Below are 14,563 nucleotides of genomic sequence, written 5' to 3' on the forward strand. Positions count from 1 at the left end.
ACACCCCATGGCGGACGACTCGACGCCCCCGGGACCGCACCCGGTCGGCCCCGTCCCCGCCGTACGGCCGTTCCTCGTCACCGCGGGCCGGGTGGCGGGCGCGGGCGAGGCCGCGTCCGCCCGGGCGATGCCCGTCGAGACCCAGGTGGTGGCCACCGCCGAGGGGCTCGACGCGCTCGACGGGCTCTCCTTCGAGCGGCACGACATCGTCGCCGCCTGCAAGCAGCCCCAGTCCATCGCGGAGATCGCCGCGCTGCTGCGGCTGCACCTCAACGTCGTCCGGGTCCTCGCCGAGGACCTGCGCACCGCCGGGCATCTGGCGGTGTACGTGCCGAACGCCGCCGTCACCCATGACGCGTCCGTCCTGCGCAGGGTTATCGATGGCCTCCGCGCCATCCCCGACTCCCGGGGGGTACTCCGTGACACCGACTGAACCGCTCGCCGTCGGCGTGGCCGCGCAGAGTGCCGTACGGCCGCCACTGCCGGTGAAGCTGGTGATCGCGGGCGGCTTCGGCGTGGGCAAGACCACCGCCGTCGGCGCCATCTCCGAGATCGAGCCGCTGACCACCGAGGCCGCCATCACGGAGGTCGCGGCCGGGGTGGACGACCTGTCGCACACGCCGCGCAAGACGACGACCACGGTCGCGATGGACTTCGGCTGCATCACCATCGACCCGACGCTGAAGCTGTATCTGTTCGGTACGCCGGGGCAGGACAGGTTCGGCTTCATGTGGGACGACATCGTGGAGGGCGCGGTCGGCGCGCTGGTCATCGTCGACACCCGGCGGCTGGACGACTGCTACGCGGCCGTGGACTACTTCGAGCACCGGCAGATCCCGTTCGCGGTGGCGATCAACGCCTTCGACGGGCGGGTCGAGCACGCGCTGGAGGAGGTCCGCTGGGCGCTCGACGTCGCCGAGCACGTCCCGGTGGTCGTGTTCGACGCCCGGGAGCGCGGCTCGGTGCGGGACGCGCTGCTCGTCGTACTGGAGCTGGCGTTGGCCCGCACCGAGGGATGAGGCGGTGTCAGGCGCCCCGGCGGACCCCGCGGGACACCGTGAGGCGCGCTGCCGCCCAGAACACGCCGAGCGTCGCCAGGGCCAGTACGGCGACCAGTGTGGCGCCGCCCACGACCTTCTCGTAGTCCCGCTGGTAGAGGCCGTCGACGATGTAGCGGCCGAGGCCGCCGAAGCTGACGTACGCGGCGATGGTGGCCGTCGAGACGATCTGGATGGCCGCCGAGCGCAGGCCGCTGAGGATCAGCGGCAGCGCGACCGGGAGTTCGACTCGGAAGAGGACCTCGGCCTCGGCCATGCCCATGCCCCGCGCGGCGTCCACGGGGGCGGGGTCGGCCGAGCGCATCGCCTCGTAGGTGGTGACGAGGATCGGCGGGATGGCGAGGACGACCAACGGGATCATCACCGGCGCCAGACCGAGCCCGAGCAGCACGAACATCAGCACCATCAGGCCGAAACTGGGCAGCGCGCGGGCGGCGGTGGCGATGAGGGCGAGTGTGTTGCCGCCGCGCCCGGTGTGCCCGGTCAGCAGTCCGACGGGGAGTCCGACGGCGGCGGCGATGCCGAGCGCCATCAGCGTGTACTGGATGTGTTCCAGCAGGCGGGTGGGGATGCCGTCGTAGCCCTGCCAGTGGGCGCTGTCGCTGAAGAAGGCGTTGATGAAGTCGAGTACGTTCACCGGGCGGCGTCCTTCAGGGCGGTCGGGCGCGCGTTCTGACGGGTGCCGCGCGGCATCCAGGGCGTGACGAGGATCCGCAGGCCGATCAGCACGGCGTCCACGAGGATGGCGAGGACGGCGGTGCCGATGACGGAGAGCCAGATCAGGCGCGGCTGGTTGTAGATCATGCCGCTGTTGAGCAGGTTGCCGAGGGCGCCCTGGTTGCCGATCAGCATGCCGACGCTGACCAGGGAGATGCTCGACACCGACGCCACCCGCAGCCCCGCGATGATCGCGGGCGCGGCGATCGGCAACTGCACCTGCACATAGCGGCGTACCGGCCCGAAGCCCATGGCGGTGGCGGCGTCGAGGGTCTCGCGGGGCACCGAGCGGACGCCGTCCACGATCGCCGGGACGAACACCACCAGGCTGTAGACGGCGAGCGGGATCATCACCGTGGTCTCGCTCAGGCCGGTGTAGTCGATGAGGACGACGAAGAAGGCGAGCGAGGGGATCGCGTACAGCACGGTCGTCACCCACAGCACGGGCGGGTACAGCCAGCGCAGCCGCACGCACAGTTGCGCGATCGGCAGCGCCACGAGCAGTCCGGCGAGCACCGGGATCAGCGCCTCGCGCAGGTGCAGGGCGATCAGGCCCCAGTAGGTGTTCTGGAGGTCGCTGGGCAGGTCGAAGAGGCCGTTCATCCGGCGACCCGCTCGGCCGGGGTGCTCTCCTGGTGCGCTCCCCGGATCGCCTCGCCGATGGTCTGCTGCGAGACGACCCCGGCGGCCCGGCCCTCCCCGTCGACGGCGACGGCCCAGCCGGTGGGAGACAGGACGGCACCGTCGAGCGCGGCCCGCAGCGAGTCCCGTTCGGCGACGAACGGCCGCCCGTACGGCAGCAGTCGCTCCGGTTCGATCCGCCCGGCGGTGAGGTCGCCGGGCGTGCTCCAGCCGAGCGGCCTGCCGTCCAGGTCCGTGACGAGGAGGTAGGGGACGTCGGCCGAGCCGCGGTCGGCGATCTGCTCGGCGGAGGCGTCGACGGCGACGATCGGCGTGGTGAGCAGTTCCAGTCCGGCGGACGGGAAGAAGGACAGCCGCCGGATGCCGCGGTCGGCGCCGAGGAAGTCCTCGACGAACTCGTCGGCGGGGTTGGACAGCAGCTCGGCGGGCGGGGCGAACTGGGCGAGCCGGCCGCCGGTGCGCATCACGGCGACCATGGTGCCGAGTTTGACGGCCTCGTCGATGTCGTGCGTGACGAAGACAATGGTCTTGCCCAACTCGTCCTGGATGCGCAGGAGTTCGTCCTGGAGGCCCTTGCGGACGACCGGGTCGACGGCGGAGAACGGCTCGTCCATCAGCAGTACCGGCGGGTCGGCGGCCAGCGCCCGGGCCACGCCGACGCGTTGCTGCTGTCCGCCGGAGAGCTGGTAGGGGTAGCGCTTGGCGAGGGAGGCGTCGAGACCGACGCGCTCCATCAGCTCCCGCGCCCGGGAGCGGGCCTTGTCCTTGCCCCAGCCGAGCATGCGGGGCACGGTGGCGATGTTGTCGACGATCGTGCGGTGCTGGAAGAGGCCGGCGTTCTGGATGACGTACCCCATGGACCGGCGCAGGGTGTTCACCGGCTGCTGCATGATGTCGACGTCGTCGAGCAGGATCCTGCCCTCGCTGGGCTCGACCATCCGGTTGATCATCCGCAGGGTCGTCGTCTTGCCGCACCCCGAGGGACCGACGAGGACCGTGATGGATCGGTCCGGTATCTCCAGTGACAGCCGGTCGACCGCCACCGTCCCGTCGGGATACCGCTTCGTGACTGAATCTATCCGTATCAAAACGCCGAGCGCCCTTCGGGTGTGGCAGTCGCCGCCCGCTCTCGCCTGGGGGGCGGGCCGTTGCGGGGAGAGTCTAGACGGGTTGTGTTGCGGGACTTTGGCGGGTCGCGATCGATTCCTTACGGAAGAGGCGGTACCGGATCCGCAGGCGGAGTTGCCGGCGGAAGGCTCCGAGTGCTTCCTCGGGAGTACGCGCAGAGCTGCTGCGGCGGGCGGTCCCCGAACTCCTGCGGTACGTCACCCTGGTGCGTATCGGCGCCACGCCGATACGCACGGAGGACTTCGACCAGGCGGAGTACGAGACTCCCGAACGCCTCGACCTCACCCGGGAGTTCGGCCCGGGGGACGGGCACCTCGCGTTCGGGCACGGCCCGCACTACGGCATCGGCGCGGCTCTCGGGCGGCTGCTGACGTCGGTCGTGTTCGAGGAGCCGCACTGTGAGACACCCGGCGGGGCCGGCTCACACCGCGACCGGCAACCCGGCCGTACGCCGCACCCGCCGCACCCTGTCCACGGCATACACCTCGCACCCCTCCCGCGCGGCCGCCCAGGCAACCCCCTCCGCGCCCATCGCGAACGCCGCCGTCGCCGCCGTGTCCGCCTCCGTCAGGGTCGGCGCGACGACCGTGACGCTGAGCAGGCCGGTCGCCGCACGGCCGGTGCGCCCGTCGACGATGTGCTCGCCGCGCTCGTACGACGCGGACGTCGCGACCGCCCCGTCGGTCAGCTCCAGGACGGTGCACACCTGATCGGCGTGTTCGGGGTGCCGTACCCCCACGCGCCACGGACCGCCTGCGACGACCACGTCGCCCCCGGCGTTGAGGCAGAACCGCCGCACCCCGGCCGCCGTCAGCAGTTCGGCCGCCCGCTGCACCGACCAGCCCTTGACCACCGCGCACGGGTCGAGGCCCCGACCGGGCAGGCGGGCGTCAAAGGCGCCGCCGCTCGCGATCCGGTACTGCTCGCACAGGTCGAGGACCTCGGCGAGGTCGGCGCTGACCCCGCCGAGGCCGATCTCGCCCCGGTCCAGCCGGGACACCTCACTGTCCGCCTTGAACGGACTGAACCTGTCGTCCACCTCGCGCAGCCAGGCGAACACGGCGTCCGCGAGCCCCTCGGGGACGTGCTCGTCGTCGATCCGCAGGGAGACCGGGAAGCCCATGACGTGTTCGACCCGGTGCATCAGGCGCCCTTCGCGTCGATCGCGGCCTGCAACGACTCCTTGTAGCCCTCGCTGGTGATCGTGGCGCCCGACACCGAGTCGACGTCCGCGCTCTGGGCTTCGAGGGTCTCCTTGATGAGCGTCGGCACGGCGGCCGTCGTCTGCGGATGGTCCGGCTGCTGGAGCATCCGTACCGCCGTGATCTCGTCGCCCTCGAAGGTGACCTCCACCTGTACGGGGCCCTTCTCGGTGTTCACCGTCGAGCCCGCCACTACGGGAGAGACGGAAGTCCCTGAAGACCCTGAAGTCCCTGACGACCCTGACGTCCCCGAAGCCCCTGACGTCCCCGAAGCCGCTGAAGAAGAGGGTGTCGAGGCCGGCTGGGTCGCCTCGGTGGTGGTCGTCGTCTCGGACGGCTCGTAGCGCAAGACCGGGATCAGCCCCGCGACGGTCAGGACCAGGACGGGCAGTGCTCGCTTCATGTGGTGCTCCTCGTTCCCGTCGGGTCCGTCAGCCGGCCAGGCTGAAGCGCTCGTGGTGGATCTGCGCCTTGGGCACGCCCAGCTCGCGCAGGCTGTTCAGCACCGCGCGGGTCATGCCGGGCGGTCCGCACAGGTAGACGTCGCGGTCGGCGATGTCGGGCACCAGCCGGGCGAGTTCGCCCTTGGACAGCCGGTCCGGCTGGGCGGGGCCGGTGACGAGGTACAGCTCGGCGCCCTTGGCGTGGGCCAGTTCGCGCAGCTCGTCGTAGAGCACGGCGTCCTGGTCCGTGGCCACCCGGTAGATCAGTACGGCGTGCCCGTGCAGTTCCTCCAGCAGGGCCCGCATCGGGGTGATGCCGACTCCGCCGGCGATCAGCAGGGCGTCCGGCCGGGTGCGGTGCATGGTGGTGAAGGCGCCGTAGGGCCCCTCGGCGAAGACGCGGGTGCCGACCTCGAGGTGGCGCAGTCCGGCGCTGCCGTCGCCGAGGGCCTTGGCGGTCAGCCGCAGGGAGCGGCCGTCCGGCGCGGCCGACAGCGACCAGGGGTTGGCCTGCCACCAGCGGCCCCGGGTCAGGAACCGCCACAGGAAGAACTGGCCGGCGCGGGCGGGCAGCCGGTCGAGGTCGCGGCCGGTGACGTAGACGGAGACGACGTTGTCGTTCTCGGGGACGACGGCCGAGACACGCAACTGGTGACGCCAGTTCCGCCACAACGGCAGCACCAGGCGGCCCACGACCACCGAGCCGAGGGCGACGGTCCACAGGGTCCACCAGTAGCCGGTGGCCGTGGGCGAGGCGACGAAGGTCGTACCGACCGCGACCTGGTGGGAGAAGGCCAGCACCACGGCGAGGTAGGTGTAGAGGTGGATGAAGTGCCACGTCTCGTAGGCCAGCCGACGCCGGGCGAACCGCCCCGAGACCGTGCCGACCACGATGATCAGCGCCAGCGCGACCACCGCCCGCAGCACACCCTCGACGGTCTCGGCGAGGTCGACGAGCTGGTTGACCGGGTCCAGGCCGGAGGAGTCGGCGTAGCCGAAGGTGATGAACACCGCGTGCGCGAGCAGCGTCCACAGCAGTGAGAAGCCGAGCCGGCGGTGCCAGAGGGTGAGCCGGTCCATGCCGATCCGGCGGTCGAACCAGGGCAGCCGGGCCACCAGCACCAGCTGGAAGGCCATGAGGAGCGCGGCGTACAGCCCGGCGAGGCGGCCGATGACGATCAGCGCGTTGGAGGCGAATCCGGCCTGGACGAAGAAGTAGGTGACCACGGCCACGTTCGCGGCCAGCACGGCGTACAGGCCGGTGCGGGCCATCACCTTGGGACGTATCGCCGCGACGGGCGCGGCGGGCGACTGGACGGTCGTCACGGACGGCAACTCCTTGGTCGGGGCCTTGGGACACCGAGCTTGGCTGGCCGGAGCTGTCGTTTCCCTGTCGTGCAACTTTCAGGTGGATATCGATGTGTGTCCGGATGGTGACCGGGTCTGGTGGCGGGCGGCCGTTGCCGCACTATGAACGGGTGGAGAAAGTACGACTGCTGGTCGTGGACGACGACCCGCCCATCGCCGACCTCGTCGCCACGGTCGCCCGCTACGAGGGCTGGGAGGCGGTCACCGCGAACTCCGGCGACGAGGCGCTGCGCCGGGCCGCCGAGTTCCGTCCGGACATCGTCGTGCTCGACCTGATGCTGCCGGACGTGGACGGCTTCGGTGTGCTCGACCGGCTGCGCGCCTCGGGCACGATGGTGCCGGTGGTGTTCCTCACCGCGCGCGACGCGGTCTCCGACCGGGTGGCGGGGCTGACCCGGGGCGGGGACGACTACCTGGTGAAACCGTTCGCGGTCGAGGAGCTGATGGCCCGGCTGCGCACGGTGCTGCGGCGCGCCACGGGGCCCGGGTTCCAGCGGTCGGTGCTGCGGGTGGGGGACCTGACCATGGACGAGGACACCCGTGAGGTGCGGCGCGGCGAACGGCTGCTGACGCTGACGCCGACCGAGTACGAGGTGCTGCGCTACCTCATGCGCAAGTCGCCGACGGTGCTCACCAAGGCGCAGATCCTCGACCATGTGTGGGAGTACGGCTTCGGCGGCCGCTCCAACGTGGTGGAACTGGTCGTCAGCCGACTGCGCCGCAAGCTGGACGACGAGGGCGAGCCGTTGATCCACACGGTCCGCGGCTTCGGATACGTGATCCGGAAGGCGGCCCAGTGATCCGCCGGCTGCGCGGGGCGTACGGCAGGCTGCGCCTCGGCACCCGGCTGGCGCTGGGGCTGGGCGTGCTGTCGCTGGTGGTGTTCTCCGTCGTGGGCACGGCCCTGACGACGTACATGCGGGACTATCTGTCGGCCCAGCTGGACACACAGCTGGCGCAGGGCCAGATCGCCCAGTCCAAGAGCATCGCGGACTACGGCACGCTCTCGGGCAAGAAGTACTACAGCTGGTACTACGCGGTGTACGACGTGTCGGGCGGCGCCGCCGTGCTCCGCAACCCCGAGGATCCCGCCGACCTGCCGGCGGACGTCGACGACTTCACCGCCCTGGCCCGGGCGCAGACCGCCGCCGACACGGAGCTGCTGCGCACCGAGCACATCAGGGGCGCGGGCCAGTACCGGTTGCGCGCCTGCGAGGTCGAGCCCGGCGTGGTGCTGGTGAGCGCCGCCCCCATGGCGGACATCGACGACACGGTCCGGCAGCTGATCACGATCCAGGCGGTCACGTTCGGACTGGCGCTGCTGGCGCTGGTGGTGGCCGGCCGGAAGCTGCTGCGGCGCGGGTTGCAACCGCTCAGCGACATGGCGCACACCGCGCACGGCATCGCCTCGCACGACCTGACCGAGTCGGCGGCCCGGCTGCCGCTGCGCGCCGACCGGCGGGGCGGCGGTCCGGAGGTGGAGGAGCTGCGCACGGCGTTCAACACCATGCTGGAGCACATCGACGACTCCCTCGCCGTGCGCGCCGAGGCCGAGCAGCGGCTGCGCCGGTTCGTCGCGGACGCCTCGCACGAGCTGCGGACGCCGCTGATGTCGGTACGCGGCTACGCGGACCTCTTCCAGTACGCGGCCGCCAACGCGCCCGAGGAGCGGGACAAGCACCTGGCGCGGCTGCGGGCCGAGGCCGCCCGGATGGGTTTCCTGCTGGACGACCTGCTGCTGCTCGCCCGGCTCGACGCCGCCGAGGTGGAGGCGCCGCTGCGGCTCGCGGACGCGGACCTGGTCGAGCTGGTCGAGCAGGCCGCCGACGCGTTCCGCGCCGCGCACCCCGGCCATCCGCTGACGGTGACCACCGGGGACCGGCCGGTGGAACTGCGGCTTGATCCGCAGCGGATCCGGCAGGTGCTGGACAACCTGCTCACCAACGCCGCCGTGCACACCCCGGCCGGGACCGAGGTGTGCGTGGCGGTCTCGGTCGCGGCCGGGGCGGCGCTGGTGCGGATCTCCGACGCGGGTCCCGGGATACCGGCCGCCGACCGGGAACGCGTCTTCGACCGTTTCTACCGGGTCGACAAGACGCGCAGCCGCGACCGCGGCGGCAGCGGGCTGGGCCTGTCGGTGGCGCGCTCACTGGTACGGGCCCACGGCGGCACCATCGAACTGACCAGCGCACCGGGGGCGACGGCGTTCACGGTCCGGCTGCCGGCCGACGCGCCCGTTCAGGAGTACGCGACGTCGGCGGCGCGGTAGAGAGTCCCGCCCCGGCGCGGCTGCCCACCAGGCGCACCGTTCAGCCGTACGCGCGTCCGAGGCGCGGTAGCACGGCGTCGCTGTTCCAGCGGTACGCGGCGTCCGAGGCGCCGTAGCACGGTCGCCGCCCGCCCCGGTGCCTCACACGTCCGCCGTCGGCAGCGTCACCTCGAAACGGCAGCCGCCGGAAACGTTGCGTACGGCGGCCCGCCCGTGGTGGGCCTCCACGATGCCCCGCACGATGGCGAGCCCCAGCCCGGCCCCGGCCGGTGGTGTCCGGGCGTCGGTGCCACGCCAGCCGGTGTCGAAGACGCGCGGCAGGTCCTCGTCCGGGATCCCGCCGCAGCCGTCCGTCACGGACAGGACCACGCCGTCGGCCGAGCGCTCGGCGGCCACCGCCACCGTGCCGTCGGCGGGCGTCCGCCGGATCGCGTTGACGAGCAGGTTGCCCAGCACCCGGCTCATCTCCTTGCCGTCCACCTCGACGGGCACCTGCTCGACCCGGTCGCCGACGAGCCGTACGCCGTGCTCCCGGGCGAGCGGGTCCGCGCCCGCGAGGGCGTCGCCCACCAGGTCGTACACCGAGATCCGGCTCGGGCTGAGCGCCAGCGTGCCCGCGTGGATGCGGGAGAGTTCGAAGAGGTCGCCGACCATGTCGTTGAGGCGTTCGGCCTCGGCGCGGATCTGGCGGAGGTAGCGGTCGGGGTCGGCGGCGACGCCGTCCTCCAGGGCCTCGGACATGGCGCGCAGTCCGGCGAGCGGGGTGCGCAGATCGTGCGAGATCCAGGCGACCAGTTCGCGCCGGGAGCTCTCCAGGGCGCGCTCGCGGTCCCGGGACTGGGCGAGCTTGCGGCTGGTCGCCTCCAACTCCCGGCTGAGTGCGGCCAGTTCGGCGGTGGCGGGGCCGTCGGGGCTGGTGAAGTCGCCGCCGTCGCCGAAGGAGCGGGCGGCGAGGGTGAGGGCCCGGCTGCGGGCGGCGACCCAGCGGCCCAGCAGCAGTGCGGTGGCCAGGGAGACCACGGCGGCCATCGCGACCACGGTGGTCACCACGGTCAGGTCGTGCGCGGACAGGAACATCGCCTGCGCGACCGCGAGCGTGCCCGCGAACATCGCGCCGACGGCGACGGCGGCGACCACGGTGATGTGCGCGGTGAGCGAGCGCCGCCGGACCAGCAGCAGCACACCGGCGCCGACCAGCCCGGCCGCGACGGCGCCGAGGAAGGCGAACAGCGCGATGAGCAGAGTGTCCCGCACGGCTCACGCCTCCCCGTCGCCGGCGTCGAAGCGGTAGCCGACGCCCCACACCGTCTGGATGAACCGCGGCCGGGCCGGATCGTCCTCCACCTTCCCGCGCAGCCGCCGCACATGGACGGTCACCGTCGACAGGTCGCCGAAGTCCCACCCCCACACCTCACGCATCAGCTCCTCCCGGCTGAACGCCCGCCCGGGGTGCCGCAGCAGGAACGCGAGCAGGTCGAACTCCCGGATGGTGAGGGCGAGTTCGGTCCCGTTCTTGGTGGCGCGCCGGGCGGCCGGGTCGACCGTGAGCCCGGCGGCACCGAGGGTGCCCGTGGACTGCGGGGCGGGCCGGGTGCGGCGCAGCACGGACTCCACCCGCAAGACCAGCTCGCGGGGGCTGAAGGGCTTGGTGACGTAGTCGTCGGCGCCCACCTCCAGGCCGAGGATGCGGTCGTCCTCGTCCCCGCGCGCGGTGAGCATGATCACCGGCACCGGGCCTCGCCCCCGCATCCGCCGGCACACCTCAAGACCGTCCATGCCGGGCAGCATCAGGTCCAGCACGACCAGGTCCGGCCAGTGCGCGGCGGCCCGCGCCAGCGCGTCGGGGCCGTCACCGGCCCGGTCCACGACGTATCCGGCCCGGTCGAGATACCCGGAGACCACCTCGGCGACGGTCGGGTCGTCGTCGACGACCAGGACCCGGGCTCCGTACGGCTGCTGTTCCATGCCGCCAGCCTCGCACCCCGAGCGCGGGTACGGGACGGGGGGCCTCAGATGTCCTGGATCCGTAAGGAACGCACATCCGTAAGAGGCCCAGGACCCTCACGAGGAGGCGTTCACATGCCGAGCGCCGCGCCCTCGTCCCCCGGCTGCGGCCGGTGCCGCAGCCGGGACGCCAGGACGGCCACGTCGTCCTCCGCGTGGCGGGCGTCGAGGTTGGCGAGGACGGTGTCGAGGATGGTCTCCACGCCCTCCGAGGCGGTGAAGCGCAGCCTGGCCAGCCGGTTCAGGGACTCGTCGATGTCCTCGCCGCGGTGCTCGACGAGCCCGTCGGTGAACAGCAGCAGCGTCTCGTCGGCCTCCAGGTGGTACGTCGCCGGCTCGTAGCCGCCGAGACCGGTGCCCAGCGGCGGGCCGACCGGCACCGGCAGCAGCGAGGTGTCACCCTTGCCGTCGATCACGGCGGCCGGCAGATGACCGGCACTGGCCAGCGTGACCTGACCGCGCACGGGGTCGACGCGGGCGATCAGACAGGTGGCCGGCCGACGCTCGGACTCGCTGGAGGCGATGTCGTCGAGCTGGCGCAGTACACGGTGCGGCGGGAGGTCGGAGGAGGCGATGTAGCGCAGGGCGGAACGGTAGGCGGTCATGTCGACGGCCGCCTCCAGGCCGTGGCCCATCACGTCGCCGACGACGAGCAGGGTCCGCCCGAAGTGCAGCCGCACGGTCTCGCACCAGTCGCCGCCGACCAGGGCGCGCTGCCCCACCGGCAGATAGCGGATGGCGACGTCCAGGTTGGGGTGCGGGCGGCCCGGCTCGGCGAGCAGCGCGCGCTGGAGATCACCGACGATCCGGCTCATCCGGTCGTGCTCCCGGGCGTGCCGGATGTGCGAGGCGGCCCGCTCGGCGAGCAGCGCCAGCATGTCCACCTCCGACGGGGTGAAGGGCCCGTGGCGCCGGACGCACACGAGGACGCCGTAGCGGTCCTCGCCGGTGGCGAGCGGCACGCAGAGCGCGGGGCCGTACCTCTCGTGCCCGACCCGGCTGTCCGCCCGGCACGCCACCTCCGCGGCCCACCGGAGGTCGGGCAGCAGCGTGTGGTCGCCGCTGACCGCCTCGAACTCCACCTCGCCCTCCTCCGAGGCGCGCCGCACGATCGCCGCGGTGCACCCGGTGTGCCCGGCGGCCACCTTGGTGAGCTCACCGCAGGTGGTCTGCTCGTCGAGCGTCGTCCCGATCCCGGCCACGGTCGACCGCAGCGCCGTCAGCCGCGACGACACGCCGGTTCCCGGTGCGGGCGTGTTCGTACGGCCGACGGCACCGGCCGTCGGAGGTCTTCGGAACGACTGGAGCCATCGCGCCACACAGAACACCTTAAATGGGTGACAAACCGACATAGACCACGCATCGACTGCCCGCCATTCCGACCCTCCCGCTCGGGGCGGCCGGGGCGGCAGGGGCGACCGTCCTCGGTCATCACGGCAGACTCGCCCTCTCACCTCGTGACGTTCGCCAGAAACACTGGTTGACAAGGACACCGTGAATTCACGAAACCGCCATTTTCCGGTTACGCGCAACCGGAACTCCCTGCCCGAAGCGCCGCCCGGAACCCCTTGGATCCCTTGGATACGCTGGCGCTTCGTTTTCGGACGTCGACATCCCGGGACGGCGCACCCCCATGAGCTGGTTCGAATCCGTCATTCTCGGTCTGGTCCAGGGACTGACCGAGTTCCTGCCGATCTCGTCGAGCGCGCATCTGCGTCTCGTGGCCGCCTTCTCCGGTTGGCACGATCCCGGCGCGGCCTTCACGGCGATCACGCAGATCGGCACGGAGACGGCCGTGCTGATCTATTTCCGTTCGGACATCGCCCGTATCGTCACCGCCTGGTGCCGTTCCCTGACGGACCGCACGATGCGCGGGGACCAGGACGCCCGGCTGGGCCGGATGCTGATCATCGGCTCGATCCCGATCGGCGTCCTCGGTGTCACGTTCAAGGACCAGATCGAAGGGCCGTTCCGCGATCTCCGGCTCACCGCCACCATGCTCATCGCCATGGGCCTCGTGCTGGGCGTGGCCGACCGCCTCGCCGCCCGCGCCGAGCGTGCGGGCGGCGGCCAGGCCGCCGTGCCCGGCAAGACCCTGCACGACCTCACCGTCAGAGACGGCCTGATCTACGGCCTGTGTCAGGCGATGGCCCTCGTCCCGGGCGTCTCCCGCTCCGGCGCCACCACCTCCGGCGGCCTGTTCATGGGCTACACCCGCGCGGCCGCGGCCCGCTACTGCTTCCTGCTCGCCATCCCGGCCGTCCTCGCCTCCGGCCTGTTCGAGTTGCGGGACGCCACCAAGGGCGGCCATGTCACCTGGGGACCCACGGTGCTGGCCACACTCATCGCGTTCGGTGTGGGGTACGCGGTGATCGCCTGGTTCATGAAGTTCATCGAGACCAAGAGCTTCATGCCGTTCGTGCACTACCGCATCGCGCTCGGCGTGGTGATCATCGCCCTGGTGACCTTCGGAGTGATCAGCCCGCACGCGGCCGAATCGGCCGGGTAACGCGTACGACCACCGAGGAACCCGGGTCGAGGGTATTCCCGTGACCCTGCGCCATGTGACATATTACTGCCGTGACCAAGCCGCTGACCTGCGATGTCGTGGTAGTGGGGGCCGGCATGGTGGGCGCCGCCTGCGCCTTCCACGCGGCCCGGGCGGGCCTGGACGTCACGCTGGTCGACCGGGGCCCGGTGTCCGGCGGCACCACCGGCGCCGGCGAGGGCAACGTCCTCGTCTCCGACAAGGAACCCGGCCCCGAGCTCCGACTCGCCCTGCTGTCCGCCCGGTTGTGGGCGGAACTGGCGCAGGAGTTCGGCACCGCGGTCGAGTACGAGGCGAAGGGCGGCGTGGTCGTCGCCTCCTCGCCCGAGGACCTGGCCGCCCTGGAGGAGTTCGCGACCGGCCAGCGGGCCGCCGGCGTCGACGCCGTACCCGTCGGCGAGCGGCAGCTCAAGGAGCTGGAGCCGCACTTGGCGCCCGGCCTCCCGGGCGGAGTGCACTATCCGCAGGACGCCCAGGTCATGCCCGCCCTGGCCGCCGCGCACCTCGTACGGGCCTCCCGTGCCCGGCTCGAAACCGGCCGGACCGTGACCGGCGTCCTGCGCGGGCCGGACGGTGCCGTGCGCGGCGTGCGGACCGACCGGGGCGAGATCCACGCGCCCGCCGTCGTGAACGCCGCCGGGCCCTGGGGCGGTGAGATCGCCGCACTGGCCGGGGTCCGGCTGCCCGTCCTCCCCCGCCGCGGGTTCGTCCTGGTCACCGAGCCCCTGCCGCGTCTGGTCAGGCACAAGGTGTACGCCGCCGACTACGTGGCCGACGTGGCCAGCGACTCGGCCGCCCTGCAGACCTCGCCGGTCGTCGAGGGCACGGCGGCGGGCCCGGTGCTGATCGGCGCGAGCCGCGAACGCGTCGGCTTCGACCGGTCCTTCTCCCTGCCGGTGGTACGGGCGCTGGCGGCGGGCGCGGTCCGGTTGTTCCCGTTCCTCGGGCGGGTGCGGGCCATGCGGACGTACGTCGGCTTCCGGCCGTATCTCCCGGATCACCTGCCCGCCATCGGCCCCGATGCGCGCCTGCCCGGCCTGCTGCACGCCTGCGGACACGAGGGCGCGGGCATCGGGCTGGCGACCGGGACCGGACTTCTGATCGCCCAGGTGCTGACCGGACGGGCGCCGGAGCTGGACCTGGCGCCCTTCCGTCCCGACCGTTTCGCGGAGGAGGCCCCGTGA

The 14,563-nt window shown here is 72.2% G+C and carries 15 protein-coding genes; 6 read left to right on the forward strand and 9 right to left on the reverse strand.

All coding sequences use genetic code 11. The features are described from left to right. The first annotated feature begins 7 nt into the window (after nt 1–7). Nucleotides 8–433 carry a DUF742 domain-containing protein gene (locus tag I2W78_RS07540; protein WP_196458041.1) on the forward strand — a complete coding sequence of 142 codons (426 nt, stop codon included), beginning with the start codon at nt 8–10 and terminating at the stop codon, nt 431–433. Beyond that, entirely contained in the window at nt 420–1,019 is a 600-nt protein-coding gene (locus I2W78_RS07545) for a GTP-binding protein (RefSeq protein WP_196458043.1), read from the forward strand. The genes I2W78_RS07540 and I2W78_RS07545 overlap by 14 nt, the downstream gene beginning before the upstream one ends. A gap of 7 nt (nt 1,020–1,026) precedes the next feature. Here the strand turns inward: I2W78_RS07545 and I2W78_RS07550 are convergent, their stop codons facing one another. From I2W78_RS07550 to I2W78_RS07575, 6 genes are all read right to left on the reverse strand, one after another. Beyond that, a complete protein-coding gene (locus tag I2W78_RS07550) occupies nt 1,027–1,695 on the reverse strand; it encodes an ABC transporter permease (protein ID WP_196458045.1) in 669 nt (222 codons plus the stop codon). Beyond that, nucleotides 1,692–2,378 carry an ABC transporter permease gene (locus I2W78_RS07555; RefSeq protein ID WP_196458047.1) on the reverse strand — a complete coding sequence of 229 codons (687 nt, stop codon included), beginning with the start codon at nt 2,376–2,378 and terminating at the stop codon, nt 1,692–1,694. The genes I2W78_RS07550 and I2W78_RS07555 overlap by 4 nt, the downstream gene beginning before the upstream one ends. Beyond that, nucleotides 2,375–3,505: an ABC transporter ATP-binding protein gene (locus tag I2W78_RS07560; RefSeq protein WP_196458049.1), complete on the reverse strand. Its 1,131-nt coding sequence runs from the start codon at nt 3,503–3,505 to the stop codon at nt 2,375–2,377. Before I2W78_RS07560 ends, I2W78_RS07555 begins: the two co-directional genes overlap by 4 nt. A 461-nt stretch (nt 3,506–3,966) precedes the next feature. After that, nucleotides 3,967–4,689, reverse strand: a complete 723-nt coding sequence (locus tag I2W78_RS07565) for an FAD:protein FMN transferase (RefSeq protein WP_196458051.1) — start codon at nt 4,687–4,689, stop codon at nt 3,967–3,969. Then, complete coding sequence (locus tag I2W78_RS41840) at nt 4,689–5,150, reverse strand: FMN-binding protein (RefSeq protein WP_196458053.1); 462 nt, start codon at nt 5,148–5,150, stop codon at nt 4,689–4,691. The genes I2W78_RS07565 and I2W78_RS41840 overlap by 1 nt, the downstream gene beginning before the upstream one ends. A gap of 28 nt (nt 5,151–5,178) precedes the next feature. Beyond that, on the reverse strand, nt 5,179–6,516 hold the full coding sequence (locus I2W78_RS07575) for a ferredoxin reductase family protein (RefSeq protein ID WP_307783626.1): 1,338 nt from the start codon (nt 6,514–6,516) through the stop codon (nt 5,179–5,181). 152 nt (nt 6,517–6,668) lie between these two features. On the opposite strand from I2W78_RS07575, the gene I2W78_RS07580 reads away from it, so the two are divergent. Both I2W78_RS07580 and I2W78_RS07585 read left to right on the forward strand, forming a co-directional pair. After that, nucleotides 6,669–7,358, forward strand: coding sequence for a response regulator transcription factor (locus tag I2W78_RS07580; protein ID WP_307783627.1), 690 nt, complete (start codon nt 6,669–6,671; stop codon nt 7,356–7,358). Beyond that, the gene (locus I2W78_RS07585; RefSeq protein ID WP_196458057.1) at nt 7,355–8,827 is read left to right on the forward strand and encodes a sensor histidine kinase; all 1,473 of its coding nucleotides are present in this window, start codon (nt 7,355–7,357) and stop codon (nt 8,825–8,827) included. Before I2W78_RS07580 ends, I2W78_RS07585 begins: the two co-directional genes overlap by 4 nt. Before the next feature lie 141 nt (nt 8,828–8,968). Here the strand turns inward: I2W78_RS07585 and I2W78_RS07590 are convergent, their stop codons facing one another. The 3 genes from I2W78_RS07590 to I2W78_RS07600 all read right to left on the reverse strand — a co-directional run bounded on the left by I2W78_RS07590 (nt 8,969) and on the right by I2W78_RS07600 (nt 12,150). Further along, entirely contained in the window at nt 8,969–10,081 is a 1,113-nt protein-coding gene (locus tag I2W78_RS07590; protein ID WP_196458060.1) for a sensor histidine kinase, read from the reverse strand. Between the two features lie 3 nt (nt 10,082–10,084). After that, nucleotides 10,085–10,792 carry a response regulator transcription factor gene (locus I2W78_RS07595; protein ID WP_196458061.1) on the reverse strand — a complete coding sequence of 236 codons (708 nt, stop codon included), beginning with the start codon at nt 10,790–10,792 and terminating at the stop codon, nt 10,085–10,087. A 110-nt stretch (nt 10,793–10,902) separates the two neighbouring features. Then, complete coding sequence (locus tag I2W78_RS07600; RefSeq protein WP_307783628.1) at nt 10,903–12,150, reverse strand: PP2C family protein-serine/threonine phosphatase; 1,248 nt, start codon at nt 12,148–12,150, stop codon at nt 10,903–10,905. A gap of 314 nt (nt 12,151–12,464) precedes the next feature. Here I2W78_RS07600 and I2W78_RS07605 point away from each other — a divergent pair, with 314 nt between their 5' ends. Next, entirely contained in the window at nt 12,465–13,340 is an 876-nt protein-coding gene (locus tag I2W78_RS07605) for an undecaprenyl-diphosphate phosphatase (protein ID WP_196458065.1), read from the forward strand. 71 nt (nt 13,341–13,411) lie between these two features. Beyond that, a complete protein-coding gene (locus I2W78_RS07610; protein ID WP_196458067.1) occupies nt 13,412–14,563 on the forward strand; it encodes an NAD(P)/FAD-dependent oxidoreductase in 1,152 nt (383 codons plus the stop codon).

The organism is Streptomyces spinoverrucosus, assembly GCF_015712165.1.
GTDB classification, from domain to species: domain Bacteria; phylum Actinomycetota; class Actinomycetes; order Streptomycetales; family Streptomycetaceae; genus Streptomyces; species Streptomyces spinoverrucosus_A.

What these genes read in the sequence shown, in the direction of transcription:
- I2W78_RS07540 (WP_196458041.1), top strand. Translation starts at nt 8, where the DNA reads ATGGCGGACGACTCGACGCCCCCGGGACCGCACCCGGTCGGCCCCGTC.
- I2W78_RS07555 (WP_196458047.1), bottom strand. Translation starts at nt 2,378, where the DNA reads ATGAACGGCCTCTTCGACCTGCCCAGCGACCTCCAGAACACCTACTGG.
- I2W78_RS07565 (WP_196458051.1), bottom strand. Translation starts at nt 4,689, where the DNA reads ATGCACCGGGTCGAACACGTCATGGGCTTCCCGGTCTCCCTGCGGATC.
- I2W78_RS41840 (WP_196458053.1), bottom strand. Translation starts at nt 5,150, where the DNA reads ATGAAGCGAGCACTGCCCGTCCTGGTCCTGACCGTCGCGGGGCTGATC.
- I2W78_RS07595 (WP_196458061.1), bottom strand. Translation starts at nt 10,792, where the DNA reads ATGGAACAGCAGCCGTACGGAGCCCGGGTCCTGGTCGTCGACGACGAC.
- I2W78_RS07605 (WP_196458065.1), top strand. Translation starts at nt 12,465, where the DNA reads ATGAGCTGGTTCGAATCCGTCATTCTCGGTCTGGTCCAGGGACTGACC.